26 protein-coding genes, 2 tRNA genes and 2 pseudogenes are annotated in these 25,698 nt (G+C 54.0%); 14 read left to right on the forward strand and 16 right to left on the reverse strand.

What is annotated here, in order from left to right; translation table 11 throughout:
• Positions 1 to 95 precede the first annotated feature (95 nt).
• From ABLV12_RS03585 to ABLV12_RS03595, 3 genes and pseudogenes are all read right to left on the reverse strand, one after another.
• Positions 96 to 183, reverse strand: a tRNA-Ser gene (locus ABLV12_RS03585).
• A gap of 145 nt (positions 184 to 328) precedes the next feature.
• Positions 329 to 1,006 (reverse strand): isochorismatase family protein, encoded by a 678-nt coding sequence (locus ABLV12_RS03590; protein ID WP_004101006.1) that lies wholly within the window; start codon positions 1,004 to 1,006, stop codon positions 329 to 331.
• A 20-nt stretch (positions 1,007 to 1,026) separates the two neighbouring features.
• Positions 1,027 to 1,886: pseudogene (locus tag ABLV12_RS03595) on the reverse strand (pirin family protein).
• Positions 1,887 to 2,000: 114 nt separating this feature from the next.
• On the opposite strand from ABLV12_RS03595, the gene ABLV12_RS03600 reads away from it, so the two are divergent.
• Positions 2,001 to 2,906 (forward strand): LysR family transcriptional regulator, encoded by a 906-nt coding sequence (locus ABLV12_RS03600; protein WP_064396792.1) that lies wholly within the window; start codon positions 2,001 to 2,003, stop codon positions 2,904 to 2,906.
• A gap of 163 nt (positions 2,907 to 3,069) precedes the next feature.
• On the opposite strand, the gene ABLV12_RS03605 is transcribed toward ABLV12_RS03600, so the two are convergent.
• Positions 3,070 to 3,157 (reverse strand) — tRNA-Ser (locus ABLV12_RS03605).
• A 268-nt stretch (positions 3,158 to 3,425) separates the two neighbouring features.
• On the opposite strand from ABLV12_RS03605, the gene ghrA reads away from it, so the two are divergent.
• The 7 genes from ghrA (at position 3,426) to ABLV12_RS03640 (ending at position 8,255) form a co-directional block, all read left to right on the forward strand.
• The gene (gene ghrA, locus ABLV12_RS03610; RefSeq protein WP_004112124.1) at positions 3,426 to 4,364 is read left to right on the forward strand and encodes a glyoxylate/hydroxypyruvate reductase GhrA; all 939 of its coding nucleotides are present in this window, start codon (positions 3,426 to 3,428) and stop codon (positions 4,362 to 4,364) included.
• Between the two features lie 85 nt (positions 4,365 to 4,449).
• Positions 4,450 to 5,187, forward strand: coding sequence for a phosphatase (locus tag ABLV12_RS03615; protein ID WP_348866781.1), 738 nt, complete (start codon positions 4,450 to 4,452; stop codon positions 5,185 to 5,187).
• A 22-nt stretch (positions 5,188 to 5,209) separates the two neighbouring features.
• Positions 5,210 to 5,764, forward strand: a complete 555-nt coding sequence (locus ABLV12_RS03620; RefSeq protein ID WP_004101018.1) for a molecular chaperone — start codon at positions 5,210 to 5,212, stop codon at positions 5,762 to 5,764.
• Between the two features lie 103 nt (positions 5,765 to 5,867).
• Entirely contained in the window at positions 5,868 to 6,350 is a 483-nt protein-coding gene (locus tag ABLV12_RS03625; RefSeq protein WP_026055849.1) for a DUF1097 domain-containing protein, read from the forward strand.
• 316 nt (positions 6,351 to 6,666) lie between these two features.
• Entirely contained in the window at positions 6,667 to 6,972 is a 306-nt protein-coding gene (locus ABLV12_RS03630; RefSeq protein ID WP_004101022.1) for a type 1 fimbrial protein, read from the forward strand.
• Between the two features lie 91 nt (positions 6,973 to 7,063).
• A complete protein-coding gene (ymdB, locus tag ABLV12_RS03635; RefSeq protein WP_004112127.1) occupies positions 7,064 to 7,618 on the forward strand; it encodes an O-acetyl-ADP-ribose deacetylase in 555 nt (184 codons plus the stop codon).
• A gap of 46 nt (positions 7,619 to 7,664) precedes the next feature.
• On the forward strand, positions 7,665 to 8,255 hold the full coding sequence (locus tag ABLV12_RS03640) for a TetR/AcrR family transcriptional regulator (protein ID WP_032705065.1): 591 nt from the start codon (positions 7,665 to 7,667) through the stop codon (positions 8,253 to 8,255).
• Between the two features lie 35 nt (positions 8,256 to 8,290).
• On the opposite strand, the gene mdoC is transcribed toward ABLV12_RS03640, so the two are convergent.
• On the reverse strand, positions 8,291 to 9,451 hold the full coding sequence (gene mdoC, locus ABLV12_RS03645; protein ID WP_064396793.1) for a glucans biosynthesis protein MdoC: 1,161 nt from the start codon (positions 9,449 to 9,451) through the stop codon (positions 8,291 to 8,293).
• 252 nt (positions 9,452 to 9,703) lie between these two features.
• Here mdoC and mdoG point away from each other — a divergent pair, with 252 nt between their 5' ends.
• From mdoG to ABLV12_RS03660, 3 genes are all read left to right on the forward strand, one after another.
• Complete coding sequence (gene mdoG, locus ABLV12_RS03650) at positions 9,704 to 11,257, forward strand: glucans biosynthesis protein MdoG (RefSeq protein WP_004101027.1); 1,554 nt, start codon at positions 9,704 to 9,706, stop codon at positions 11,255 to 11,257.
• Positions 11,250 to 13,778: a glucans biosynthesis glucosyltransferase MdoH gene (gene mdoH, locus ABLV12_RS03655; RefSeq protein WP_004101028.1), complete on the forward strand. Its 2,529-nt coding sequence runs from the start codon at positions 11,250 to 11,252 to the stop codon at positions 13,776 to 13,778. Before mdoG ends, mdoH begins: the two co-directional genes overlap by 8 nt.
• A gap of 67 nt (positions 13,779 to 13,845) precedes the next feature.
• Positions 13,846 to 14,073 (forward strand): YceK/YidQ family lipoprotein, encoded by a 228-nt coding sequence (locus ABLV12_RS03660; RefSeq protein WP_004101029.1) that lies wholly within the window; start codon positions 13,846 to 13,848, stop codon positions 14,071 to 14,073.
• Here the strand turns inward: ABLV12_RS03660 and ABLV12_RS03665 are convergent, their stop codons facing one another.
• The 3 genes and pseudogenes from ABLV12_RS03665 to ABLV12_RS03675 form a co-directional block, all read right to left on the reverse strand.
• Entirely contained in the window at positions 14,074 to 14,460 is a 387-nt protein-coding gene (locus ABLV12_RS03665) for a MysB family protein (RefSeq protein WP_004101030.1), read from the reverse strand.
• Positions 14,461 to 14,539: 79 nt separating this feature from the next.
• Positions 14,540 to 15,790: pseudogene (gene mdtG / locus ABLV12_RS03670) on the reverse strand (multidrug efflux MFS transporter MdtG).
• Between the two features lie 183 nt (positions 15,791 to 15,973).
• Positions 15,974 to 16,894: an LpxL/LpxP family Kdo(2)-lipid IV(A) lauroyl/palmitoleoyl acyltransferase gene (locus ABLV12_RS03675; protein WP_004101033.1), complete on the reverse strand. Its 921-nt coding sequence runs from the start codon at positions 16,892 to 16,894 to the stop codon at positions 15,974 to 15,976.
• Between the two features lie 209 nt (positions 16,895 to 17,103).
• On the opposite strand from ABLV12_RS03675, the gene ABLV12_RS03680 reads away from it, so the two are divergent.
• Positions 17,104 to 18,168 carry a rhodanese-related sulfurtransferase gene (locus ABLV12_RS03680; protein ID WP_016807609.1) on the forward strand — a complete coding sequence of 355 codons (1,065 nt, stop codon included), beginning with the start codon at positions 17,104 to 17,106 and terminating at the stop codon, positions 18,166 to 18,168.
• Here ABLV12_RS03680 and ABLV12_RS03685 read toward each other — a convergent pair.
• The 8 genes from ABLV12_RS03685 to mdtH form a co-directional block, all read right to left on the reverse strand.
• The gene (locus tag ABLV12_RS03685) at positions 18,154 to 18,267 is read right to left on the reverse strand and encodes a YceO family protein (protein ID WP_004101037.1); all 114 of its coding nucleotides are present in this window, start codon (positions 18,265 to 18,267) and stop codon (positions 18,154 to 18,156) included. The genes ABLV12_RS03680 and ABLV12_RS03685 overlap by 15 nt on opposite strands.
• Before the next feature lie 67 nt (positions 18,268 to 18,334).
• Complete coding sequence (gene solA, locus ABLV12_RS03690) at positions 18,335 to 19,453, reverse strand: N-methyl-L-tryptophan oxidase (protein WP_064396798.1); 1,119 nt, start codon at positions 19,451 to 19,453, stop codon at positions 18,335 to 18,337.
• A gap of 123 nt (positions 19,454 to 19,576) precedes the next feature.
• A complete protein-coding gene (gene bssS, locus ABLV12_RS03695) occupies positions 19,577 to 19,831 on the reverse strand; it encodes a biofilm formation regulator BssS (RefSeq protein ID WP_004101039.1) in 255 nt (84 codons plus the stop codon).
• 288 nt (positions 19,832 to 20,119) lie between these two features.
• Complete coding sequence (gene dinI / locus ABLV12_RS03700) at positions 20,120 to 20,365, reverse strand: DNA damage-inducible protein I (RefSeq protein ID WP_004101040.1); 246 nt, start codon at positions 20,363 to 20,365, stop codon at positions 20,120 to 20,122.
• A 72-nt stretch (positions 20,366 to 20,437) separates the two neighbouring features.
• On the reverse strand, positions 20,438 to 21,484 hold the full coding sequence (gene pyrC, locus ABLV12_RS03705) for a dihydroorotase (RefSeq protein ID WP_064396800.1): 1,047 nt from the start codon (positions 21,482 to 21,484) through the stop codon (positions 20,438 to 20,440).
• Between the two features lie 123 nt (positions 21,485 to 21,607).
• Positions 21,608 to 22,168: a lipoprotein gene (locus ABLV12_RS03710; RefSeq protein ID WP_004101044.1), complete on the reverse strand. Its 561-nt coding sequence runs from the start codon at positions 22,166 to 22,168 to the stop codon at positions 21,608 to 21,610.
• Between the two features lie 135 nt (positions 22,169 to 22,303).
• Entirely contained in the window at positions 22,304 to 22,951 is a 648-nt protein-coding gene (gene grxB / locus ABLV12_RS03715; protein WP_004101046.1) for a glutaredoxin 2, read from the reverse strand.
• A 65-nt stretch (positions 22,952 to 23,016) separates the two neighbouring features.
• The gene (gene mdtH, locus ABLV12_RS03720) at positions 23,017 to 24,225 is read right to left on the reverse strand and encodes a multidrug efflux MFS transporter MdtH (RefSeq protein ID WP_004112151.1); all 1,209 of its coding nucleotides are present in this window, start codon (positions 24,223 to 24,225) and stop codon (positions 23,017 to 23,019) included.
• Positions 24,226 to 24,454: 229 nt separating this feature from the next.
• On the opposite strand from mdtH, the gene rimJ reads away from it, so the two are divergent.
• The gene (rimJ, locus tag ABLV12_RS03725; RefSeq protein WP_004101049.1) at positions 24,455 to 25,039 is read left to right on the forward strand and encodes a ribosomal protein S5-alanine N-acetyltransferase; all 585 of its coding nucleotides are present in this window, start codon (positions 24,455 to 24,457) and stop codon (positions 25,037 to 25,039) included.
• Between the two features lie 9 nt (positions 25,040 to 25,048).
• Positions 25,049 to 25,696, forward strand: a complete 648-nt coding sequence (locus ABLV12_RS03730) for a YceH family protein (RefSeq protein WP_064345218.1) — start codon at positions 25,049 to 25,051, stop codon at positions 25,694 to 25,696.
• The last annotated feature ends 2 nt before the right edge of the window (positions 25,697 to 25,698 follow it).

The raw sequence follows: 25,698 nt of genomic DNA on the forward strand, positions 1-25,698 counted from the left end.
ACTCTATTTCGGCCGGTCGGGGCTTCTCATCCCCCCGGTGGCGTGCAATAGACGAAAAAAAAGCCCGTACTTGCGTATGAGCTCTTCTTAAAATATGGCGGTGAGGGGGGGATTCGAACCCCCGATACGTTGCCGTATACACACTTTCCAGGCGTGCTCCTTCAGCCACTCGGACACCTCACCATATTGTTTTGCTGCTCACCTTGGGTGGGCAACGGGGCGCTACTATAGGGAGTTGCGCTAAAACGGTCAAGCAGTATTTATTCTTTTGCTATCGTTCGGTTAAGCATTGAACACTGCCCCGTCGTAGCGCGGCGGGGCAGGCGTTTTAACGCTGTGAATCAAGCTGTTCGTTATTCTTCACCACGTCCTGCGCTTTGGCATAGCTCTCGATCAGCAGCTGGTATGCCGGGAAGACTTTAGTATAAACCTCAGCCCATTCTGCGGCGTCTGGTCGATTCCATGTGCGCTGCAGTTCGGAAGCGACCGCTGCGGTATCCATCGGCACGACGCCCGCCTGAACGACCCGGGCGAGAGTGATCTCCTGCGCCATCTTGCTATAGGTGCCGGAGGCATCGATGACGGCAAAAACTCTATAGCCGTCGGCGACGGCGGCAATCGCCGGGAAAGCCATGCAAACGCTGGTAATCGTCCCGGCAATAATCAATGTTTTACGGCCGGTGGCCTTTACCGCGGCCACAAATTCCGGATTATCCCAGGCGTTGATCTCCCCCTTACGCGCAATATAGTGCGCATGGGGCGCATTCTCATGGATCTCAGGGATTAGCGGCCCGTTTGGTCCCTGCGGCACCGATGCCGTGGTGATCACCGGAATACCGGCTAACGAGGCCATTTTTGCCAGCGCGGCGGCGCGTGCCCGTAGCTCCGGCATCGGCATATCGCCTACGGTCTGGAAGAGACCGCTCTGGTGGTCGATCAGCAGCATGGCGGTATCATTGACATCAATAACAGGACGAGAACCATTAAAGTTAGCTGGGGTAGACATATTCTTCACCTCATTCAGTATCAGATTTGGCCGAAGCGGCCGCTATTAAAATCACGAACCGCTTCTGCGATTTGCGCTTTAGTATTCATCACAAACGGGCCGTAGCCCACGATCGGCTCCTGCAGCGGCTCGCCGGCCATCAGCAGCACTTTGGCGTGACTACTGGCCGCGAGGTGGAGCGTTTCACCTTTTGGCTGAGCACCACCAGCTGACCTTCGCGGGCGTTACCCTCGCCGTTCACCACGATTTCACCTTCCAGCACCACCAGCGCCGTGCTCCAGCCTGCGGGCTGATGCAGGGTTACCTCATGACTCTGGTTTAGCTGCAGGTCCCATAAGTTAAGCGGCGAAAAGGTATGCGCCGGTCCGACAACATCCTGATAGCGCCCGGCAATCACCCGCATGCGGCCAGCGTTATCCGGCAGCTCGGCGTCAGGGATGGCATCCGCCGTGATGCTTTGATAGCCGGGATGCGTCATCTTGTCTTTAGCCGGAAGATTGACCCACAGCTGAATCATTTTCAGCTCGCCGCCGGAGCGGGTAAATTCCGCCGAGTGGAACTCTTCGTGCAGGATCCCGGCGCCTGCGGTCATCCACTGCACATCGCCCGGTCCAATGACGCCGCCTCTGCCTGTTGAGTCCCGATGTTCAACTTCGCCGGAGTACACCACGGTGACGGTTTCAAATCCGCGATGCGGATGTTCGCCGACGCCGCGTTTCTCGGACCCTGCCGGGAAGTGATGGGGGCCTGCGTAGTCAAGCAGCAGGAAGGGGCTTAGCTGTTCGCCGTGCGTCTGATAAGAGAACATTGAGCGAACCGGGAAACCATCGCCTACCCAATGCTGCGCAGGCGCGGTGTAGATTCCGGTAATCTGTTTCATGACTTTCTCCAGTGCATCTGTTTCTGATGTGAATAAGCTTATATTCACCACTAATACTCCGGTAGATAGCAAAAACGGCCTATACTGTTCCAAAAATGGAACGATGGAGGAAGAATGCAGGATCTCAACGATTTAGCCTGGTTTGTGCAGGTGGTGGATCACGGAGGATTCGCGGCAGCGGGCAGAGCGCTCGATCAGCCTAAATCCAAACTGAGCCGGCGAATCGCCCAGTTAGAAGAACGCCTCGGCGTACGTTTGATTCAACGTACAACCCGTCAGTTTGCGGTAACGGAGGTGGGGCACACCTTCTATCAGCACTGTAAGGCGATGCTGATAGAGGCGGAAGCGGCAGAGCAGGCGGTAGAGACCCTGCGTTCCGAGCCCCGCGGAAGCGTCAAGCTGACCTGTCCGGTGACGCTATTGCATGCGCACGTCGGGCCTATGCTGGCGCGGTTTATGGTGCGCTATCCGGGAGTTAATCTGCAGCTGGAAGCCACAAACCGACGAGTTGATGTCGTTGGAGAGGGCGTTGACATCGCGATCCGCGTACGTCCAAGGCCGATAGAGGATAGCGATCTGGTAATGCGCGTTCTCGCCGATCGTGGTCACCGCCTGGTCGCCAGTCCACAGTTAGTAGAGCAAAAGGGGCAGCCTGTGGCGCCGTCAGAATTAAGCGATTGGCCGGGATTGAGCCTGGGCGCAGGCAAACATCAGCATAAGTGGCAGTTGACCGGCCCGGAGGGCGCACGGGCGGAAGTCTACTTTACACCCCGGCTGGTCACCACGGACATGTTGGCGCTGCGCGAAGCGGCAATCGCCGGCGTTGGGGTGGTACAGCTTCCTTTATTAATGGTGCGCGATCAGCTGGCGGCCGACGAGCTGGTGGTTGTCCTCGATGAGTGGCAGCCGCGCAGGGAGGTGATCCATGCGGTGTTTGCCTCACGGCGCGGGTTGCTCCCCTCGGTCAGGGCGCTGGTTGATTTCCTGAGCGAAGAGTATCAGCGGATGGAGGAGGATTAGCATTTGCCTGAATCCACAAGGCGCAGGCTGTCGAACAGAGTCTGAAGCCGCAGAAGGGGGCTGTTCCCGGAGGCGGCGCGATGCGCCTGTCCGGGCTACCGGGCGGTGGCGTGCAATAGACGAAAAAAAAGCCCGTACTTGCGTACGAGCTCTTCTTAAAATATGGCGGTGAGGGGGGGATTCGAACCCCCGATACGTTGCCGTATACACACTTTCCAGGCGTGCTCCTTCAGCCACTCGGACACCTCACCATATTGTCTTTCCCGTTATTGTCGGGAACGGGCGCTAATTTAGGGAAATACGTATCGCCCGTCAATCAACTTTTTAAAAAAATCGCGCGTTTAGCCAAACTTCAAGCAACTTGCTCCTTAAACGCGCGTGAATCGTTTTTTTTGTCACCATTCTCTTTTTCACACGCTCCCCGAACGAAATTTGCTATGCTGGCAAACCAATAGAAAACAACGAGTAAAACGCGGCGCTAACCTAACCTGCCTGTAGCGTCGGCTATCAGGAGCCTTTATGGATATCATTTTTTACCACCCGACCTTTGACACCCCTTTCTGGATTGCGGAACTGGAAAAACAGCTCCCCGGCGCGCGAGTTCGCGAGTGGAAATCCGGCGATGAACAACCCGCTGACTATGCGCTGGTCTGGCATCCGCCGGTAGAAATGCTGCAAGGCCGCGATTTAAAAGCCGTCTTTGCCCTTGGCGCCGGCGTCGATTCCATCCTGAGCAAACTGCGTGAGCATCCGGAAATGCTGCCGTTGTCGACGCCACTATTCCGTCTGGAAGACACCGGCATGGGGTTACAAATGCAAGAGTATGCGGTGAGCCAGGTGCTGCACTGGTTCCGTCGTTTTGATGACTATCAGGCTTTAAAGCAAGAAGCGCGCTGGCAGCCGCTGGAGGAGTATCAGCGCGAAGACTTTCCCATCGGGATTATGGGGGCGGGCGTGCTTGGCGCAAAGGTCGCCGAAGCTCTGCAGTACTGGGGATTCCCGCTACGCATCTGGAGCCGTAGCCGCAAATCCTGGCCGCAGGTCACCAGCTTTGCCGGGGAAAAGGAGCTGAACGCCTTCCTGAACGGAACACGAGTGCTGATTAACCTGTTGCCCAACACGGCGGAAACCGTGGGAATTATTAACAGCTCGCGCCTGGCGCAGCTGCCGGATAATAGCTATGTGCTGAATCTGGCCCGCGGAGTACATGTGGTTGAAGACGATCTGCTGGACGCGTTGAATAGCGGTAAGTTGAAAGGCGCGATGCTGGATGTTTTCAGCCGTGAACCGCTGCCCGAAGCGAGCCCGCTGTGGCGCCATCCGCGCGTGGCAATGACGCCTCACGTGGCGGCCGTTACCCGGCCTCTGGAAGCCATTGCTTTTATCGCCAAAACCATCGGTCAAATGGAACGGGGTGAAACGGTCAGCGGGCAGGTCGATCGCCAGCTGGGATACTAAGCGTCAGCCCCGCCTGCGCGGGGTTTTTGCTGCTCTCAGGCGCAGATTCCTGCTATTCTTACCACAAACAGAGAAGGAGATTGTGATGTATCCTGTTGACCTGCACATGCATACCGTCGCCAGCACCCACGCTTACAGTACCCTGCACGACTACATTGCGGAAGCCAAGCGCAGGGGGATCAAACTCTTTGCCATTACCGATCACGGGCCAGATATGGCCGATGCGCCGCACCACTGGCATTTTATCAATATGCGTATCTGGCCGCGTCTGGTGGATGGCGTTGGTATTCTGCGCGGTATTGAAGCCAACATTAAAAATACCCAGGGCGAAATAGACTGTACCGGCCCGATGCTCAATTCGCTGGACCTGATTATTGCTGGCTTTCACGAGCCGGTGTTTCCTCCGCAGGATAAAGCCACGAATACTGAGGCCATGATCGCCACCATCGCGAGCGGTACGGTGCATATCATCAGCCATCCGGGGAACCCGAAATTTCCCGTTGATATTCCGGCTATTGCCGCCGCCGCGGCGAAGCACCATGTGGCGCTGGAAATCAATAACTCATCTTTTGTCTCGTCACGCATTGGCAGTGAAGATAATTGCCGTGCCGTCGCGGCGGCCGTACGGGATGCCGGCGGTTGGGTGGCGTTGGGCTCAGATTCTCATACGGCATTCACGCTCGGTGATTTTACCGAATGCCGTAAAATCCTTGATGCCGTAGATTTTCCGCAGGAGCGGATTCTAAACGTGACGCCCCGGCGTCTGCTTAATTTCCTGGAATCGCGTGGGATGCCAGCGATTGCGGAATTTGCTGAACTTTAATTTGAATAACTGGAATAACTGAATGAACGAGTTTTCAATCCTCTGCCGCGTGCTGGGCTCTCTCTATTACCGTCAGCCGCAGGATCCGCTGCTGGTTCCGCTATTTACCCTTATTCGCGAAGGGAAGCTGGCGGCAAGCTGGCCGCTGGAGCAGGATGAACTGCTGGAGCGCCTGCAAAAGAGCTGCGATATGCAGGCTCTGGCTGCTGACTACAACGCGTTGTTTGTCGGTGAAGAGTGCAGCGTAGCGCCATTTCGTCGCGCATGGGTAGAGGGCGCTACGGAAGCTGAAGTACGAGCTTTCCTCAGCGCGCATGGCGTTCCCACGGGTGAGGGCGCGGCGGATCACTTAGGATCCTTACTGCTGGCCGCATCCTGGCTGGAAGATCACGCGGCAGAAGATGAAAGCGAAGTTCTGGAAACGCTGTTTGCTGAGTATATTCTCCCCTGGTGCGGCGCATTCCTTGGCAAGGTTGAAGCGCATGCGACTACGCCGTTCTGGCGCACGATGGCTCCGCTAACTCGTGAAGCGCTTTCAGCCATGTGGGATGAACTCCAGGAAGAAGGTGAACAATAAATTGTGACTTAAATCACAATTAAAATGCAACGAGTGATTTCTTAATTCATTTAGTGTGTTCCATATCTCATTTGGCCGGCGCGTTTCTGCTATGATACGCGCCATGAACATACTCTTCGCAATCGCATTAACGACGGGCTTACTCTCTGCAATTTGGGGATGGGTAGCGGTCGCACTGGGTCTGCTGAGCTGGGCGGGATTTCTCGGCTGTACGGCTTACTTTGCCTGTCCGCAAGGTGGGTTAAAAGGGCTGGTTATTTCCACCTGTACGGTAATGAGCGGCGTAGCGTGGGCGCTGGTGATTATTCACGGTAGCGCGCTGGCGCCTCAGCTGGAAATAGTGAGCTACATCATGACCGGTATCGTGGCGTTTATGATGTGCATTCAGGCGCGCCAGCTATTACTCTCTTTTGTGCCGGGCACCTTTATCGGCGCCTGTGCGACCTTTGCCGCCAGCGGCGACTGGCGTTTGGTTTTACCTTCACTGGCGCTGGGGCTGGTCTTTGGCTACGCCATGAAAAATAGCGGCCTGTGGCTGGCGACGCGGGCGGAAAAGAATAAATCCCTGGCTAACGAAAGTCGTTAACCGCGCTTCGCTCATACTGCTTCTCAACCTTCCCTGTATTCATGTGTTAAAAGAGCCCTACGGGCTCTTTTGCTGTTTTTGGCAGAATATCGTCCATAGCCTTCTCCTTACTTAGTTTATTTTCCTCTATAAATCAGCACGATAAACTGTACTGATAGTCAGTGAATCGATTTTGTAATCATATTTATATAAATGCTGGTTATTTGTTTTTAAAATGTTAATACAATTGGGCTGAGGTAAAAAAATGTAACTCGATGCGCTCATGGATGGCTGTGCTTTTTTTAATAGCTAGACCAACAAGCAGAGGGGTTTTACAATGAAAACAATTAGATACATATCACTTGCGGCCCTGTTTTTTTTACCCACGAGTTTCAGTCCGGCGATTGCCGAACAGACAGTCGCCGGTGTTATTCATTTCTATGGAAGAGTTGTGGAAGCGCCCTGTCAGCTCAATGCTATCAAGAATCAGGTGGTGATGGATTGTCCGAGGGCGGAAACGGTGCGGATCTCTGCCCGTCAGCTGGAGAAAGGGGATGTTCACAATGAAAATATCCGTTCCGCGCAGTTGAGATATATTAACCCACAACGGACTCTCGCTATTCTGGACGTTGATTATCGCTAACCTCCGGCGCCCCCATGCTTTCGTCCCGGGGGCGATCGTGCCATATTATCCTCGATTATCTATTTCAAGACGCATGCCGACAGGAGGAGAAATGGCTGTTCAACCTGAGGTAATTCTCGGCGACATTACCACGCTGGCGGTCGACGTTATCGTCAATGCAGCAAACCCTTCGCTGCTGGGCGGAGGAGGCGTAGACGGCGCAATTCACCGCGCAGCAGGCCCGGATCTGCTGGCTGCCTGCAAAGTTGTGCGCCAGCAGCAGGGGGAGTGTCCGCCGGGCCATGCGGTGATAACGACGGCAGGAAATCTGCCCGCCAGCGCGGTCATTCATGCCGTCGGGCCGATCTGGCACGGTGGTGACAGGCAGGAGGCGGAATTACTGGCGGACGCCTATAAAAATAGCCTGCAGCTGGCCTCGGCAAACAATTACCGCTCTATTGCTTTCCCCGCTATCAGCACCGGCGTTTACGGCTACCCTAAACACGCTGCCGCCGAGATAGCCATTAATACGGTGAATGCATTTCTTACTCGCTACCATCCTCTGGAACGCGTTTGTTTCGTCTGCTTTGATGCCGAAACCGCCAGTATCTATAACCGATTACTGGAGGAGAGTCGGGCACAACTCGGTCGCCATAATAAGTTATGATAGCTTTCTCCGATCGCGGGGATCCATCATGACAGGAGATTTATCGGTGGCTGAAGGGAAGGTTCTACAAAAACAACGGCTTCGCCGGACGGAAATTGTGGTCGCGGCGCAAAAATGCTTTGCTGAAAAGGGCCTGCACGGCGCCTCAGTGGCAGATATCGCGCGGCGGGCTGGTCTGAGCGTCGGCCAGCTTTATCGTGTTTTTGCCAGTAAAGAAGAGATTATCGAAGTCATCGTCAGCGAGATCGTGAATGCCAGAGTTGGCGAGATGGTTGCCGGGAATCATGATTTGGCCCGCATGGCGTCGGTTTTAGCCGGCGCGATCCCGGCGAGCGAGAATACGAAAAATGATAATTATCTGCTAATGGAGATTAACGCCGAAGCCTCCCGAAATCCGCGCCTGCGAGAAATCATGAACCAGGCCGATCGACGCCTGAAAGAAGAGGGGGGAAAACTTACCCGGCACTACCACCCCGAAATGACCGCTGAACAGATTAGCGTCGCCTGCGAATTTATCGCGATATTAACCGAAGGGGCGGCATATCGCTGCGACCTGGCGACTGCCCCGACGGTGGATAAAGCGGCGATGGAAATGCTTTATCGCGATGTCTTTAACCTGGTGTTCACGCGAAAATAGCGCTGCTGTGCTCGTATAGCGCAGCAGCATAATTTTTAACCGGCAGAAGTCTGCGGCTTCGCCGTTTTTTGCTGGAATTTTCCGGAAAAAAGAAAGCGCAACAGCGGTATTCGCAGGTGGATTTCATACAGGACCAGCGCAATACCCACCACAAATACCAGTCCGGTAATAAATCCCAGCGTATTGGACTTAATTATCGGCGTGATCCACGCCCCGTAGAGCAGAGTCAATGGATGGTGCACTAAATAGATAAACAGCGATGCGTTGACGAAATAGGTTACCCGCGCGGACTGGAAATTTAGCAGACGGTGGCCAAGCGAAAAGACCACGTTGACCATCCATAGCCCCAGCACCATGGTAATGACGGATTCTGTTTCATACATCCAGCCATCGCCGGAACCGTACTGCTGATTCAGACGATAGGCGATAAAACCCAGTAGCGCTGCGGTATAGCACCAGGGGGAGGGCGTAGTGAACATGAGCTTCAGGCGTGAATTGATAAACGTCTGCGCGCCGAGAATAAAGAAAGGCAGATAAAACAGCGTCTGCATAACGACGAAATTGAACAGGCCGTTGCTGAGAATGGGCGGGTAAAGAATAAAAAGGGTGCGGCGAATGACCGCATACAGCACGCCCAGGGCAAGAAAAATCATCGATAGCTGACCTAATGTGACGGTGTCACCGAAGGTTGGCGCAGCGGCAGAACGCTGGCGCGTCAGCCATTTAAACATCACCACGCCCAACGAGGTCAGGACCACCAGGACGAGCAGAAACCACAGGTGGGAAATCAGCTCCCAGGCAAGGGTATTGAATTTGTCATAGCCTGAAAGCGTGTGCCAGTTTTCCGTTTTTCCGTTAACGTATTGCAGCATAATAAACTGCGGCAACGTCAGAAGAGGGATGGCAGTTAACATGGGAATGCCCACCCGCTCAACGCGAACTTTCCACCATTTCTTCAGCGGATAGCGTAGAAAAAGCATGTAGGAAAAATAGCCGGAAATAACAAAGAAGACCTGCATGCGAAAGGCATGGATGAAGTCGTTGAACAACGTCAACCACCACGACGGCTCTGCGCTGTTGACGTGCCAGCTGTGGCTGGAGTAAATAAGCGAGATGTGAAAAGGGATCCCCAACAGCATCAGCCAGGCGCGGATGCTATCGAAAAAATATTCACGCTGTACCGGAGTATTATTCATACAATATCACTACATTCTCAGACAAATCGTCTTATCACTCAACGTGATAACGTTTAAATTCTCTGCAACCCTACATGAACTCTGGTTATCTGTCTCCAGGATAAGCACGCAAAGTGCAATCGGGGCAGTGAACTGCGTATTCCCTGTGCCGCCAGGCCGAACAATGCAGGGATTATGTTGTCGGAATGCCTGAGTTTCCATTAAAATAGATCGGATCGATTTAAGCACACAAAGGGGGAAGTGCTTACTTATATGAAACATAAACCACAGATGATGAAAATGCGTTGGTTAAGCGCAGCCGTAATGTTGTCCCTGTGTACTTCATCTGCATGGGCATTCAGCATTGATGACGTCGCAAAAGAGGCACAAACGTTAGCCGGCAAAGGCTTTGAAGCGCCTAAAAGTAACCTGCCCTCTGCCTTCCGCGATATGAAGTATGCGGACTATCAGCAAATTCAGTTTAATCACGACAAAGCTTATTGGAATAATCTGAAAAGCCCATTCAAGCTCGAGTTTTATCACCAGGGGATGTATTTCGATACGCCGGTCACCATTAATGAAGTGACGGCAACCAGCGTACGTAAAATTAAATATAGCCCGGACTATTTTAATTTTGGCAACGTCCAGCACGACAAAGACACGGTTAAAGACCTCGGCTTTGCGGGCTTCAAAGTCCTGTATCCGATCAACAGCAAAGACAAGAATGATGAAATCGTCAGCATGCTCGGAGCCAGCTATTTCCGCGTGCTTGGCCAGGGTCAGGTATACGGTCTTTCCGCTCGTGGGCTGGCGATTGATACCGCGCTGCCTTCCGGCGAAGAGTTCCCGCGTTTTCGTGAGTTCTGGATTGAGCGTCCAAAAGCGACCGATAAACGCCTGACGATTTACGCCCTGCTTGATTCCCCGCGCGCAACTGGCGCCTATCGTTTCGTGATTATGCCCGGCCGAGACACCGTAGTGGACGTGCAGTCTAAGGTCTATCTGCGCGACAAAGTCGGCAAGCTCGGCGTGGCGCCGTTGACCAGTATGTTCCTGTTTGGGCCACATCAGCCGTCGCCGACCACGAACTATCGTCCGGCGCTGCACGACTCCAACGGCCTGTCCATCCTGGCCGGCAACGGCGAGTGGATCTGGCGTCCGCTGAATAATCCAAAACATCTTGCCGTCAGCAGCTATGCGATGGAAAACCCGCAGGGCTTTGGCCTGCTGCAGCGTGGTCGCCAGTTCTCGCGTTTTGAAGATCTCGATGACCGCTACGATCTGCGCCCCAGCGCATGGATTACGCCGAAAGGTGATTGGGGTAAGGGCAAAATCGAACTGGTCGAAATCCCGACCAATGATGAAACTAACGATAACATCGTTACCTACTGGACGCCCGATCAGCTGCCCGAACCCGGCAAAGAGATGAATTTCAAATACACCATCACTTTCAGCCGCGATGAAGACAAGCTGCACGCGCCGGATAACGCATACGTCATGCAGACCCGCCGTTCTACCGGCGACGTCAAGCAATCGAACCTGATTCGCCAGCCTGATGGCACCATCGCCTTTATTGTCGATTTCACCGGCGCGGAGATGAAAAAGCTGCCTGCGGATACCCCGGTCACCGCGCAGGCCAGCATCGGCGATAACGCTGAAATCGTTGAAAATACCGTGCGTTATAACCCAGTGACTAAAGGCTGGCGTATGATCCTGCGCGTCAAAGTGAAAGATCCTAAGAAAACCACGGATATGCGCGCTGCGCTGGTCAATACCGACCAGACGCTGAGCGAAACCTGGAGCTATCAGCTGCCTGCCAATGAATAAGATAACGAAGTACATCGATGCATTGCCGCTGTCGGATGCAGAAAAGCGCGCGTTACCTGACGCGAGTCTGCAGGCCGTACATCAAGCACTGGACGCTGAACATCACGTTTATAAACGGGAAGATGACTCCCCGCTGGGGTCGGTGAAAGCCCGACTGGAGCATAGCTGGCCAGATTCACTGGCCGGTAATCAGCTGGTGAAGGATGATGAAGGGCGCACGCAGCTGAACGCCATGCCGAAAGCAAAACGTTCCTCTATGTTCCCGGACCCATGGCGTACTAACCCGGTCGGGCGCTTCTGGGATCGTCTGCGCGGACGCGATGTGACTCCGCGCTATCTCTCTCGCCTCAGCCAGGAGGAACAGGCGAGCGAGCAGAAATGGCGTACCGTCGGCTCTATTCGTCGCTATATTCTTCTGCTGCTCACCCTGGCGCAGACCGTCGTGGCGACCTGGTACATGAAAACCATTTTGCCTTACCAGGGCTGGGCGCTGATTAACCCGGCGGACATGGTGGGACAGAACCTGTGGATCTCCTTTATGCAGCTGCTGCCGTATGTGCTGCAGTCCGGGATCCTGATTCTTTTCGCCGTGCTTTTTTGTTGGGTTTCTGCGGGTTTCTGGACTGCGCTGATGGGCTTCCTGCAGCTACTTATCGGCCGCGATAAGTACAGTATCTCCGCGTCAACGGTCGGGAATGAGCCGTTGAATCCGGAGCATCGCACCGCGCTTATCATGCCTATCTGTAACGAAGACGTTGACCGCGTATTCGCGGGCCTGCGCGCGACCTGGGAGTCGGTAAAAGCCAGCGGTAATGCCGAGCACTTTGATGTCTATATCCTGAGCGATAGCTACAACCCGGACATCTGCGTGGCGGAGCAAAAAGCGTGGATGGAGCTGATTGCCGAAGTGCAGGGCGAAGGGCAGATCTTCTACCGTCGCCGCCGCCGCCGCGTGAAGCGTAAAAGCGGTAACATTGATGACTTCTGCCGTCGGTGGGGGAGCCAGTACAGCTATATGGTGGTGCTGGATGCCGACTCCGTAATGAGCGGTGAATGTCTGAGCGGCCTGGTGCGCCTGATGGAAGCGAACCCGAATGCCGGGATCATTCAGTCTTCACCCCGCGCGTCGGGTATGGATACGCTTTATGCGCGCTGCCAGCAGTTTGCTACCCGCGTCTACGGCCCGCTGTTTACCGCCGGTTTGCACTTCTGGCAGTTGGGGGAATCCCACTACTGGGGTCACAACGCGATTATCCGGGTGAAACCGTTTATTGAGCACTGCGCGCTGGCGCCGCTGCCGGGCGAGGGCAACTTCGCCGGGTCAATTCTGTCGCACGACTTCGTGGAAGCGGCGCTGATGCGTCGCGCCGGGTGGGGCGTATGGATTGCTTACGATCTTCCCGGCTCTTATGAAGAGCTGCCGCCAAACCTGCTGGACGAGCTGAAGCGCGATCGCCGCTGGTGTCAGGGTAACCTGATGAACTTCCGCCTGTTCCTGGTTAAAGGGATGCACCCGGTTCACCGTGCGGTGTTCCTGACCGGCGTGATGTCATACCTGTCGGCACCGCTGTGGTTTATGTTCCTTGCGCTCTCTACCGCTCTGCAGGTAGTGCATGCCTTGACCGAACCGCAGTACTTCCTGCAGCCGCGGCAGCTGTTCCCGGTCTGGCCGCAGTGGCGTCCGGAGCTGGCTATAGCCCTGTTTGCTTCGACCATGGTGCTGCTGTTCCTGCCGAAGCTGCTGAGCATTATTCTGGTTTGGTGTAAAGGGCCTAAAGAGTACGGTGGCTTTATCCGCGTCACGCTCTCTCTGCTGCTGGAGGTGCTGTTTTCGGTGCTGCTGGCGCCGGTGCGTATGCTGTTCCACACCGTCTTTGTGGTCAGCGCGTTTCTCGGCTGGGAAGTGGTGTGGAACTCGCCGCAGCGTGACGATGACTCTACCCCATGGGGTGAAGCGTTTATGCGTCACGGATCGCAGATGCTGTTGGGTCTGGTCTGGGCGGTGGGCATGGCATGGCTGGATCTGCGTTTCCTGTTCTGGCTGGCGCCGATCGTGGTCTCGCTGATTCTGTCGCCGTTCGTGTCGGCTATTTCCAGCCGCGCCACCATTGGCCTGCGCACTAAGCGCTGGAAGCTGTTCCTGATCCCGGAAGAGTACTCTCCGCCGCAGGTGCTAAAAGATACTGACGCTTACCTGACGCTGAACCGCCAGCGTTCTCTGGACGATGGCTTTATGCATGCGGTATTCAACCCGTCGTTTAACGCGCTGGCAACAGCGATGGCTACCGCGCGCCACCGTCACGGGCATATTCTGGATATCGCTCGCGAACGTCACGTTGAACAGGCGCTGAACGAGACGCCGGATAAACTTAACCGCGATCGTCGTCTGGTCTTGCTGAGCGACCCGGTGACCATGTCGCGTATGCATTATCGCGTGTGGGCCGCTCCGGAGAAATACTCTTCGTGGGTGGCAGCTTATCAGCAGCTGACGCTGAATCCGCTGGCGTTAAAAACCAAGTAAGCCGTACCTTAAGGAAAATACCGGCAATAGTGCCGGTATTTTTTTGACCTGAGAATAGAGGTTGTTGATGAGAGTTTTGCTGGTTATCGCATTGACGCTGCTGCTGAGCGGCTGCGGGAGCATTATCAGTCGCACGGTGCCAGGGCAGGGCCATGGAAATCAGTACTATCCCGGCGTGCAATGGGATGTCCGTGATTCCTCATGGCGCTACATCACGATCCTCGATCTGCCCTTTTCGCTGGTGTTCGATACGCTTCTGCTGCCGCTTGATGCCAGCCATGGTCCCTACAACTAATTAGCGTTCATCCCATTCATCGGCCGCAGCCTGGCCCTCTTCGGTATCGAGCGAGGGTTCAAGCTGAAATTCACCTTCATCCCATTCATGCAGCGTGTTCTCTTCCAGCCACTCCTGGCGCAGCTCAATCTCATCATAATCACCGTCAAAGACACTTTGCGCAGCCTGGCCGCTGAGTACTGGCAGGCATTCTCCCTGCTGATCTTCGTCGGCAAAAAATTCTGCCTGCCAGGCAATATCACCGTCCTGAAGTACGTACTTCTGGATATTTAACTGCTCAATGCTGGCGCTTTCTTCGTCGCTGTCCGGATTATTAGCCAGAAACTCCTCGCGGGCTGCATCGATTGCTTCTTCGAGCGTGGCATAGAACATCGAATCCTTTGGCATGGCTAACCTCCTAAGAAGAATAGAAATGAATACGATTCAATCTATAGAAGGCGGTTGGCAATGCGTCAAGGCGGTAGCATTAATTTACCGAATGATTGCCGGAACCCGGATTGTCCGTAGCCCGCTGACGACGAACGCGGCCAAGGGTCAGAGTTGAGTAAACCGCGTTAAACAGCACCACAAATGCGGTCACCAGAAAGACCGCCCGAAAACCGTAGTTGGCGGAAACCGACGCGCCGATCAGCGGTCCAGTGACGTTGCCGATATCGCGAAACGACTGGTTATAGCTGAATATTCTACCCGAGATTTGGCTGGTCGAGTTATACACCAGCAGCGTCTGTACCGCCGGCAGCAGCGCGCCGTCAGCGGCGCCTAGCAGGAAGCGCAGGATCCCCAATTGCAGCGGCGTCTGGACGAACGACATAGGAATCAGGAGCAGGACTGAAATCACCAGCGCGACGATCAGGATCTTCTCCGGACCAATACGATCGCCGAGCTTCCCGAGGCGAGGGGCGCTAAGCAGGGCGGCAATGCCGGGGACTGAAGCTATCATACCGCTGATAAACGCAATATTACTTACATTGCCGGCAAGATCGCGCACGTAAAGCGTCAGAATCGGAGCGATGGAACCGGTAGCGACCTGGATAATCAGTGATGTAACAAACAGGCTCAGCACCAGCTTTGGACTTTTAAGCGACGAAAAGACGTCTTTCGCGCTGAGCATCTCTTTTTTGCTGACCGCGACAAAATTCTCGCGGATGAGAAACAGGGTAAATAAGAAACAAATAAACAGTACGCTTGCTGTCATAAAGAAGACGGTGCGTAACCCCCAGTGGTCGGCCAGGAAGCCGCCAGCCAGCGGCCCCAGCAGCGCGCCGCTAACGGCCCCCGTAGAGAGGGTCCCCAGCGCCCAGCCGCTCTTATGGCGGGGGATTTGCGTTGCGATCAGCGCATTGGCGTTGGGAATAAATCCGCCGAGCAGGCCTAACAGCGCGCGCAGGATCAGAAATTGCCAGATATTCTACGCCAGCCCCATGAGCAGCATGACGATAGCCATACCGAGGGCTGAGCGCAGCAGCATTATTTTGCGCCCTTTGCGATCCGCGAGTCCGCCCCAGAAGGGAGAAGCTACGGCAGAAAATAAAAAGGTAATGCTGAAAACCAGCCCTGACCACATATTCAGGGCACTGTGGCCGGTGACGCCGAGCTGTTCAACGTACAAAGGGAGAAATGGCATCACCAGGCTAAAGGCCGCCCCGGTTAAAAAGCAGCCGAGCCAGGTGACGGTGAGATTACGTTTCCAGTTAATAGGGGTATCAGCAGACGACATAGGATTCCACTGGCCTGCAGCGCAGGTCAAATAATTGAAAATATGAGCATGCTAATTATGCGCCTGAGAAATGACTGCCGCAATGCAGGAGAGCTTTTAAAGCTAAAGGAGGGGACTAAACAAGGCGACATATCCCGCATCCGTGTTCAGATGCGGGATAACCAGGCGGAAAATGGAAAAGATTTAATAACGAGAAGGAACGCCTTCCGGACGCGTTTTAAAGCGGCGGTGCATCCACATATACTGCTCCGGCGCCATCAATATGCATTTCTCAACAACTTTATTCATCCACAGAGCGGTCGTCTCCGCATCGTCCAGCGGCGGATCGCACTCTGGCGGCAGGATGATCAGCTCATAACCTTTACCGTCGGGTTTACGGCGCGGAACGAAGGGGACGATGCAGGCTTTTGACATCTTTGCCAGCATCCAGGTGCCGGAGGTCGTCGCGGCCTGGTCAACGGCGAAAAACGGCACAAACACGCTGGCGGCGGGGCCATAGTCGTGGTCCGGCGCGTACCAGATCACTTCTCCCTTTTTCAATGCGCGGATCATACCCTTGAGATCTTTACGATCGATCATGTCTTTGTTGGAGCGCAGCCGTCCCCAGGTCTGTAGCCAGTCGATAACCGGGTTATCATTAGGGCGATAAACCCCGATACCCGGCTCATTGATGCCGAACATGCGGGCGCCCATTTCCAGGGTCAGAAAATGAATGCCAATAAGCAAAATGCCGCGCTTTTGCGCCTGTACATCGCGGATATGCTCTACGCCGATGGAGTCCGTCCAGCGCGCAATACGCTTCGTCGGCCAGAACCAGGCCATACCGGTTTCCATCAGCCCCATACCGACGGATTCAAAGTTTGCCACGACCATCCGGTGACGCTCTTGCTCGCTTTTATCAGGAAAACAGAGCTCCAGATTGCGATGGGCTATTTTGGCCCGGCGCTTCATTAGCCGCATGGCGATACGGCCAAGACCAGTACCGAGGCGATAAATCAGCGGATAAGGCAGCTGAACTACCAACCACAGCAGGCCGATTCCTAACCAAAGCAACCAGTAACGCGGGTGCAGCAACGCTGCGGAAAATTTAGGTAAATGGGTCATCTCATACCTGTTTAATTAAGCAACGTGTTCTATTATCGCATTTTTTTATGCCTCAGCCAAAATACCGGCCTCAGATGGCATTTAATGTTAATGCAAGCAAATATGGGTGAGAAAAATGTAGCGCAAAATGTAGGGATGTAAATTAAGCGTGTTTGCTATATGATGCCCGCCGTTTATTTTACTCATTGACTATGCCGAGCAGGTACACCATGCCAGTGTTACATAACCGCATTTCAAATGAGACGTTAAAAGCGCAAATGTTGGCTGAAACCGAGCCGCGCACGACGATCTCGTTTTATAAATATTTCTCTATTATTGACCCGAAAGCCACGCGCGATGCGCTGTGGATTGCGCTGACTAAGCTTAATGTCTTTGGCCGAATTTATCTGGCTCATGAAGGGATTAACGCGCAAATCAGCGTCCCGCAAAGCCGGGTCGATGCGCTGCGCGAATTCTTATACGGTTTTGATCCTGCCCTCAATGGGCTCCGCTTGAATATCGCTCTGGACGATGACGGCAAATCATTTTGGGTTCTGCGCCTCAAGGTTCGCGATCGGATCGTGGCGGATGGAATTGACGATCCGACATTTGATGCCTCGGACGTGGGGGATTATCTGAAAGCCGCAGAGGTTAACGCGATGCTGGACGATCCCAATGCGGTCTTTATTGATATGCGCAATCACTACGAGTATGAGGTTGGCCATTTCGAGAACGCACTGGAGATCCCGGCGGATACTTTTCGTGACCAGCTACCAAAAGCCGTGGAGATGATGCAGGAACATAAAGATAAGAATATCGTGATGTACTGCACCGGCGGTATCCGTTGTGAAAAAGCCAGCGCCTGGATGAAGCACAACGGATTTACTAAAGTCTCGCATATTGAGGGCGGGATTATCGAGTATGCGAGACGCGCCCGCGAACAAGGGCTGCCGGTACGCTTTGTCGGTAAAAACTTTGTCTTCGATGAGCGGATGGGAGAGCGTATCTCAGATGACGTTATCGCCCATTGCCATCAGTGCGGCGCTCCGTGCGATAGTCACACCAATTGCCTGAATGATGGTTGCCATCTGCTGTTTATCCAGTGTCCTTCCTGCGCGGAGAAATTCGCCGGCTGCTGTAGCGAAGCCTGCATGGAAGAACATAAGCTGCCGGAAGAGGAGCAGAGAAAACTGCGCGCCGGACGGGAAAATGGCAATAAGATTTTTAATAAATCCCGCGGTCGTCTGAATACTAAGCTGGGGATCCCCGATCCTGAGCCGTCAGAAAAACCATAACCAGATAAGATCGATAAACGCCAGCAGCAGCCACAGCGCCAGGTAGATCATAAAATGTTCGCGGACGTTGTTAACCAATAATTCAAACAGGCGACGCATCATCTCTCTCAGTTATTAACGGCCTCAAACGAGGCCGTTTCTTTAGCGTAGTTGTGACGTTGGGCAGTTATTTATTAAACCGCGCCAGTGAAAACGCAGATAGATCAAATCCAAAGGGTTCTTCAAGCGCGAACCGTGTGGCCAGTTCGCCTAAAACCGGAGCAAATTTAAAGCCGTGACCGCTCAGGCCGGTGATCAGCAGCGTATCCGGCTGGCCGGGTAGCATATCAATAATAAAGTCTTCGTCAGCAGTATTGTCATAGGTGCAGGATGCGCCGTGCAGGCAGCCGCCGATACCGGGCAACACGTTACGCAAGAAGCTAAAAGATTCTGAACCGTCGGTTGCAACAGAGCCAAACGGCTTGCGCTCCTCCGGAGTGGAAATAAGCTGCCCGCCGTTATGCTTACCGATTTTTAATTCGTTATCTTCTGCCGGGAAACCGTAAAACTGATCGCCATTGGCTAACTCGCCGGTAAACGCCGGGAAGTTATTTTTGCTGCTGTAGCGACCATCGGCCTGAAACCAGGCGAAAATTTTACGTACCGGTTGGACTGGGAGTTCTGGCAACAGACGCGTAACCCAGGTACCGGCGCTGACAAGGAGTTTTTTGCCGCTGTACTCGCCGTCCAGCGTCTCAACGGTTACGCCGTTCGTTTGGTGGTGAATAGCAGAAACCGGGCAGTTGAACAATTGCGCGGCTCCCGCTTCGCGTGCCAGACGGATCCAGGTTTCAACGGCCAGTTCGCTGCGCAGTATCCCGGATGCGGGTTCAAATATCGCCCGGTAATCGTCAGGAATACGAATTTCCGGCCAGCGAGTCATCACTGTCTGCGCATCCATTTCTTCAATATTGAGCTGGAACTCGCGCGCGCTGCTGGCCACGTTGCGCAGAAAGTCGGAGTCGGCAGGCCCGAGGTTAATCACCCCTGTACGCTCAAAAACGGCTTCCCCACTGGCGGCAGCAAACTCATCCCATAGCTTCTGTGCGCGTAGTACCAGAGGGACGTATCTTTCGCCTTCGCCGTAAGCATGACGTATCAGGCGGGTGGTGCCGTGATGGCTACCTTCCTGATGCGGAGGCTGATGGGCATCAATCATCAGTACGTTAAGCCCTGCCTGGCGAGCATAATAGCCTGCGGCAGCGCCGACGGAGCCGCTACCGATAATGATAAGATCGTATTGCATGGTGAGTTCCAGGTTATTGCTTTATTAGCAGGGTAATTAACAACCTGCTGATATACAAGCCCGAAAATAGTTCAGGCACCCGAAGGTGCCTGTTAGGTGAATATTAAGACATTTTGCTAAATCTTAATGCCTTCGATACTCATTTTCCTGGTATTCGCCTGATTCAATCTTCGCAATACCTGCTTCCAGAATAGAAATAAACTGACGTGCGACGTCCGTCGTTAGCCATAGCGTCTGGCCAATCTCTGCGTCTCTACTGCTTTCTTGAGCGGGGTTTTGGTAGTGCAGGCGCAACATCAGCGCATCGTAACTATCTACGGTGCTGATGTCCCATCCAACGAGGGGATGGGTCTGGATGACTTCATTATTCTTTTCCATCATAACCCCTTATTCATATGTTAAAAGACAACAGTTCTCGAGGTTTAATGCGTGTTTTTTGAAGCAAGTTAATTATATCAGCAGTCAAGAATAAACTCGAGAAATTAAATGAAAAAGAGATACATACGCTGCTGATTGCTGTTTTTTTACGCAAATGCAATTCAGTTATACGTTATTTTTGAAGGCGCTAAGCAAAAGCAATAGGGGGAAGTCTGAGTATCAAAAAAAAATAAAAAAGCCGGGGCGACCCGGCAAAAAGTTGCACAATGAGGGAGCAAATTTAATTGACTAGTCGCGGACAAACCAGTCGTCAGCGCTTTCCCAGGTTTCTTGCAGGATTTCGCTAATCCGGTCTTTGTCTTCTTTCAGGCCGCCGATAACCGACAGATTGTTATTAGCCGCGTAGCGAACCGTCACCTGGCTTGACGTCGAGGGGAACTGCTGTTCGATACGGCGGGAGAGTTCATTGTTCAGCGCATCTAAAGCGCCGTTGGGTAAGGCTGTCGATTTGGCGATAGAGACTTCAATACGCATAATTGCCCCCTGTGTAATTTACTGTTTATTTATACAGTATGGTTGTCGCATTTACAACAGGGGGAGAGGTATTTATTTCTTCATGCTCCAGCGCACGGTTTCTCCTGCCAGGAACGGCACCAGCGCGTCGCCAGGCAGAGCGATACTCTCTACCACCAGGCTCTCTTCGCGTACCAGCTCAACGTAGCCTTCATTGACCGGCAGACCATAGAAGCGGGGGCCGTTAAGCGAACAAAAGGCTTCAAAGTGCTGCAGGGCGTTCATCTCCTCGAACACCGTGGCGTAGCTGGCCAGGGCGGTCGGGGCGTTAAAACAGCCTGCACATCCGCAGCTGGCTTCCTTACGATGGCGGGCATGCGGAGCGGAATCAGTACCGAGGAAGGCGCGGTCAAAACCGCTGGCCACCAGTTCGCGCAGCGCCTGCTGGTGAATGTTGCGTTTAAGGATCGGCAGGCAATATAGATGGGGACGCACGCCGCCAACCAGCATATGATTGCGGTTAAACATCAGGTGCTGCGGGGTGATGGTCGCCGCCAGCAGCTCATTGCCGTCGCGTACGTATTCAGCGGCATCTTTGGTGGTGATGTGTTCGAACACCACTTTCAGACCCGGCAGGCGCCGACGCAGCGGCTCCATGACGGTTTCAATAAACCGCGCTTCTCTGTCAAAAATATCGATGTCCGCGTGAGTGACCTCACCGTGCACCAGCAGGGGCATTCCCAGCTTTTCCATGCGCTCCAGTACCGGCATGATTGCATCAGTGCTGGTGACGCCGTGGCTGGAGTTGGTGGTCGCATTGGCCGGATAAAGTTTGGCAGCGGTGAAAACGCCCTCGTTGAATCCGCGTTCCAGCTCAGCAGGGTCGAGCGTATCCGTCAGATAACAGGTCATCAGCGGCGTAAAATCGTGGCCCGCCGGAATTGCCGCTATGATGCGCTGGCGATAGGCAAGGGCGGCTTCGACGGTGGTGACAGGGGGTACCAGATTCGGCATCACGATCGCCCGGCCATAAAATTCACTGGTGTAAGGCACGACGGTTTTTAACATATCGTCATCGCGCAGATGGATATGCCAGTCGTCAGGGCGGCGGATTTTCAATACCTGGGATTGTGCTGTCATGGAAGGCTCCGGCTAAATAGGGTCAGTCATCAGGGCTGTTTTTGCCGGGCACTAAGGATAAGCGTAAACGTTTTCCTTTGCATCAACTTCCGTAAAAAAACGGGCGCTTCTGCGCCCGAACCGTTAGTTAGTGAACGGGATAATAATCTCACCCGGCTTAACCTCAATCCCTTTAGCATACTTTTTCGCCAACGCTTCGCCCGCGCTGGCGTCTTCGCGCAGGACGTAGGCAGGCTGCTGATTGAAGTAGCTACGCAGCGACTGATTCAGGTAAGGAATGAGCGTCTGTACCACGGACTGCAGTTTTTCAGGTTGAACCTTTGCGTCCACCACCTCCATCTCCTGCAGGAAAATGGCGCCTTTCTCTTTGTTGAAGGTCGGCAGCGCTTTTAGCTTCAGGTCAATGGTCGCTTTCTGGTTCCCGAATAGTGAATTCAGATCTAAATTAGCAACGCCGCTTAGCGTCACTTTATTGGGTTCTTCACGACCAATCGCGCTGGTCAGGTTTTGTAGTTCAATATGAGCATCCGCAACGCCGGGCAGGCCAATATCCTTGGCGAAGTGGTTACGTTTCTGCAGCGCCTGGTTGATCTCCTGCTCACTCACGGAATATTGCGTAAGCTGATTACAGCCGCTCAGCAGGCCGCTGACGATAAGCGCGGCCGCGATAAACATCTTTTTCATTGGATTCCTTAATGTCATGCCATGGGTTCATCCTGACACAAAGTAGCATGACCCGCCAGCGCAGGAGGTGCTAGCGGAAAAGACTTAAAAAGCGGGGGGAGGCAGCGAAGGACACTACCTTCCGCTGCCCTGAGCTTAAATAGCCATTGAGGAAAGCAGATTGATTTGCGTCTGTTTAGCCATATTGTCGCGATAGGCGGCCACGCGGCTCGGCCAGTTCACCCCGGCAACCAGCGTCAGATTCCGCAGGAGTGGGAAGAGATGAATATCATCTTCAGACAGCTCTCCGTTGACGGCGTTTGGCTGGACGATAAGTTTATCCAACGCGCGCAGATCGTCGCTGATGTTCTTAACCAGACCGGTAGAATGGGCGAGGTGATCGGCAAAGCTACCAATAGCCGCTTCCTTCTTATTCACAAAATAAGCGCGCGCCTCTGGGGTTGAGAATTCATCAAATGCGGATTTGGCGAAACGCGGGATCAACAGACGATTCGCGTAGACGTTGACCTTGCGCAGCCAGGTTTCAATAGCCGGGTTTCGCGCTCCGGTCAGTAGCGGTTTTCCATCAAGTTTATCGACATAGTGCACGATATCCATGCTTTCTGGCATATAGCGACTATCGTCTTTTTGCAGGATGGGCGCCATTTTCTGGCCGATCATGCGGGTTGGGGTTGATTCATCATCGTTCAGGAGCGTGATCAGTTCGACAGGGATATTTTTCAGGCCGAAAATCATGCGGGCTTTCAGGCAGAACGGGCAGTGATCGTAGATATATAACTTCACGTTTCTCCTCCATTGTTGCTGAACTTCCTCAATTCAGTATGGAGGAGAAACGACGGTCCGGCAAATCAGGTGCGCGGCTCGAGCATACCGGACGTTGAACGTTTTGGACTGAACTGCCACCACAGAGCAACAAACGTCGCAAGACCGATCGCGCCCAGCATCAGCCACGGCAGCTCCGGCTGACCCGTGGCCTTACCGGCATCGAACAGCCAGCCGCCGCCTGCGTAGCCGAAAGCGCCGCCGAAGGCTAATCCCAGACGGCTAAAGCCCATATAGCTGCCGCGCGCTCTGGCATCCGCCAGCGAAGCGCCAAGCGTCTCGCGCGCAGGCTCGGCGATGATGGACCCGATATAAAACACGCAGATCAGCGTAAACAGCTGCTGCAGATTGCTGCTCAGGCCAATCGGCATCATTGCCAGCGTCATAATCAGCAGTCCGGCCATCAGCCGATGCTCAAGGCGAAACCGTTTTTCACTCCAGCGGGCAATCGGATAAAGCAACGTCAGTGAAATGGTGGCTTCGATGGCATACATCCATTTTACCGCCGCCGGAGAACCCGCAATATCGTTAACCATAATCGGCAGCATTAACATGACCTGTACTGCCAGCATGTAATATCCGGTTAGCGTCAAGACGTAGGTGACAAATCGTTTGTCACGCAGCACGCGGCCCAGCCCTTCACGAACCGGCGTTTTGACCGTTGACAGCTTCCAGGCCGGGAGATACCAGGCATTGAACGCCGCGCAGGCGATAAACAGGGCCGCTCCAGCGCTGCACACCAGACGAAAATCATACTGCAGCAGCCAGCTACCCAGCAGCGCGCCGATCACCGCCCCGGCGCTGTCCTGCATCATCAGAATGGAGAAGAAACGCCCGCGCTGGTGTGGGCGAACCAGCTTAACCACCAACGCCGCCCGCGGGGGATCGAACAGCGTGCCGCCGAGACCGGAGAGTATGCAGGATAACCACAGGACCCATGGTTCATGGGCGACGGCCATCGCGGCGAAACCGGCAGCTCGCATCAGCATGCCGGTGACGATCATCGGTTTGGCGCCAAAACGGTCGGCAATCGCACCGCCGAATATCCCTAAACCTTGCTGCACCAGTTGACGCAGCCCGAGCGCAATGCCGACCATTAGCGCGGCCCACCCCATCTGATCGACAAAGCGAATAGAGATGAGCGGGAACACGACGAAAAAGCCGAGTACGACCAGCATGTTATCAACTAACAGGAAATATTTACCCAGGCTCCTTGCCTGCGATACGCGGGACATTTCCCCTCCCGGGAAAAATAAGAATAAGCTCTGATATTTTGCGGGGTTAATGGCTATTTTCCCAGCTAACTCGCGACAATATTTTTTTATCAAAATGCAAGAACGATAGAGGCTATTCATCGAAAAGCAGAGATGGTGCAGAAAATGGTATGTTGCTGTTTTCACACATCCCTGCAGGACAGGTATAGTAAAGTCAGCAAGTATTGCGTCAGGGGAACAGGAGAGGGGAATGTTTGGCTATCGCAGTAACGTACCGAAGGTGCGTTTGACGACGGATCGGCTGGTGGTGCGGCTGGTACACGATCGTGACGCCTGGCGTCTGGCCGATTACTACGCGGAAAATAAAGGGTTCTTAAAACCCTGGGAACCAGTGCGCGACGACAGCCACTGTTATCCTTCCGGCTGGCAGGCGCGTTTATCGATGATTTCGGAGTTTCATAAGCAGGGTTCGGCATTCTATTTTGCGCTGCTGGATCCTGAAGAAAAAGAGATTATCGGCGTGGCGAATTTTTCGAACGTGGTGCGCGGATCGTTTCATGCCTGCTATCTCGGTTACTCTATCGGAGAGAAATGGCAAGGGCAGGGGCTAATGTTTGAAGCGCTGACGTCGGCAATTCGCTATATGCAGCGCACGCAACATATCCATCGCATAATGGCAAATTATATGCCGCATAATCAGCGTAGCGGCGATTTGCTGGCGCGTCTGGGTTTTGAAAAAGAGGGTTACGCCAAAGATTACCTGCTCATTGATGGGCAGTGGCGCGATCACGTACTGACGGCGTTGACGACACCGGACTGGACCCCGGGTCGCTAAGGAGACATCATGAAATATCAGTTAACCGCGCATGAGGCGCGAGTCATTGGCTGTCTGCTGGAAAAGCAGGTCACCACGCCGGAGCAGTACCCCCTGTCGGTCAACGCGGTGGTGACCGCCTGTAATCAGAAAACGAACCGTGAACCGGTGATGTCGCTCAGCGAAAATGACGTGCAGGATCTCCTCGATACGTTAGTTAAGCGTCATTTTTTGCGTACGGTAAGCGGTTTCGGCAATCGGGTGACCAAATATGAACAGCGCTTCTGCAACTCTGAATTTGGCGACCTGAAATTAACTCCAGCGGAAGTGGCAATTATTACCACCTTGCTGCTGCGCGGGGCGCAGACGCCCGGAGAACTGCGCGGGCGGGCGCAGAGAATGCATGAATTCAGCGATATGGCAGAGGTGGAAAACGTCCTCGAAAATTTGGCTACGCGAGAAGATGGCCCCTATGTTGCGCGTCTGCCGCGGGAACCCGGGAAGCGTGAAAGCCGCTATATGCACCTGTTCTGCGATGATATGGATTCGCTGATTACCGCCGTTGAAGCCGTTTCGCCGGCGGGTGACGATCTCCAGGCCCGCGTTGAGGCGCTGGAAGCGGACGTCGCTGAACTTAAAGCGCGTCTGGATTCACTGCTGCCTCATTCAGGAGATTAAGC

Origin of the sequence: Klebsiella sp. CN_Kp100 (assembly GCF_040065315.1) — a bacterium.
In the GTDB taxonomy this organism is placed as follows: domain Bacteria; phylum Pseudomonadota; class Gammaproteobacteria; order Enterobacterales; family Enterobacteriaceae; genus Klebsiella; species Klebsiella oxytoca.

What these genes read in the sequence shown, in the direction of transcription:
- ABLV12_RS03660 (WP_004101029.1), top strand. Translation starts at nt 13,846, where the DNA reads ATGAGAGTTTTGCTGGTTATCGCATTGACGCTGCTGCTGAGCGGCTGC.
- dinI (WP_004101040.1), bottom strand. Translation starts at nt 20,365, where the DNA reads ATGCGTATTGAAGTCTCTATCGCCAAATCGACAGCCTTACCCAACGGC.
- ABLV12_RS03710 (WP_004101044.1), bottom strand. Translation starts at nt 22,168, where the DNA reads ATGAAAAAGATGTTTATCGCGGCCGCGCTTATCGTCAGCGGCCTGCTG.
- ABLV12_RS03590 (WP_004101006.1), bottom strand. Translation starts at nt 1,006, where the DNA reads ATGTCTACCCCAGCTAACTTTAATGGTTCTCGTCCTGTTATTGATGTC.
- rimJ (WP_004101049.1), top strand. Translation starts at nt 24,455, where the DNA reads ATGTTTGGCTATCGCAGTAACGTACCGAAGGTGCGTTTGACGACGGAT.
- ABLV12_RS03600 (WP_064396792.1), top strand. Translation starts at nt 2,001, where the DNA reads ATGCAGGATCTCAACGATTTAGCCTGGTTTGTGCAGGTGGTGGATCAC.
- ABLV12_RS03730 (WP_064345218.1), top strand. Translation starts at nt 25,049, where the DNA reads ATGAAATATCAGTTAACCGCGCATGAGGCGCGAGTCATTGGCTGTCTG.
- ABLV12_RS03680 (WP_016807609.1), top strand. Translation starts at nt 17,104, where the DNA reads ATGCCAGTGTTACATAACCGCATTTCAAATGAGACGTTAAAAGCGCAA.
- mdoG (WP_004101027.1), top strand. Translation starts at nt 9,704, where the DNA reads ATGAAACATAAACCACAGATGATGAAAATGCGTTGGTTAAGCGCAGCC.
- mdoH (WP_004101028.1), top strand. Translation starts at nt 11,250, where the DNA reads ATGAATAAGATAACGAAGTACATCGATGCATTGCCGCTGTCGGATGCA.
- ABLV12_RS03615 (WP_348866781.1), top strand. Translation starts at nt 4,450, where the DNA reads ATGTATCCTGTTGACCTGCACATGCATACCGTCGCCAGCACCCACGCT.
- ABLV12_RS03625 (WP_026055849.1), top strand. Translation starts at nt 5,868, where the DNA reads ATGAACATACTCTTCGCAATCGCATTAACGACGGGCTTACTCTCTGCA.
- mdoC (WP_064396793.1), bottom strand. Translation starts at nt 9,451, where the DNA reads ATGAATAATACTCCGGTACAGCGTGAATATTTTTTCGATAGCATCCGC.
- ymdB (WP_004112127.1), top strand. Translation starts at nt 7,064, where the DNA reads ATGGCTGTTCAACCTGAGGTAATTCTCGGCGACATTACCACGCTGGCG.
- mdtH (WP_004112151.1), bottom strand. Translation starts at nt 24,225, where the DNA reads ATGTCCCGCGTATCGCAGGCAAGGAGCCTGGGTAAATATTTCCTGTTA.
- ghrA (WP_004112124.1), top strand. Translation starts at nt 3,426, where the DNA reads ATGGATATCATTTTTTACCACCCGACCTTTGACACCCCTTTCTGGATT.
- ABLV12_RS03675 (WP_004101033.1), bottom strand. Translation starts at nt 16,894, where the DNA reads ATGACCCATTTACCTAAATTTTCCGCAGCGTTGCTGCACCCGCGTTAC.
- pyrC (WP_064396800.1), bottom strand. Translation starts at nt 21,484, where the DNA reads ATGACAGCACAATCCCAGGTATTGAAAATCCGCCGCCCTGACGACTGG.
- ABLV12_RS03685 (WP_004101037.1), bottom strand. Translation starts at nt 18,267, where the DNA reads ATGCGTCGCCTGTTTGAATTATTGGTTAACAACGTCCGCGAACATTTT.
- ABLV12_RS03630 (WP_004101022.1), top strand. Translation starts at nt 6,667, where the DNA reads ATGAAAACAATTAGATACATATCACTTGCGGCCCTGTTTTTTTTACCC.
- bssS (WP_004101039.1), bottom strand. Translation starts at nt 19,831, where the DNA reads ATGGAAAAGAATAATGAAGTCATCCAGACCCATCCCCTCGTTGGATGG.
- ABLV12_RS03620 (WP_004101018.1), top strand. Translation starts at nt 5,210, where the DNA reads ATGAACGAGTTTTCAATCCTCTGCCGCGTGCTGGGCTCTCTCTATTAC.
- solA (WP_064396798.1), bottom strand. Translation starts at nt 19,453, where the DNA reads ATGCAATACGATCTTATCATTATCGGTAGCGGCTCCGTCGGCGCTGCC.
- ABLV12_RS03665 (WP_004101030.1), bottom strand. Translation starts at nt 14,460, where the DNA reads ATGCCAAAGGATTCGATGTTCTATGCCACGCTCGAAGAAGCAATCGAT.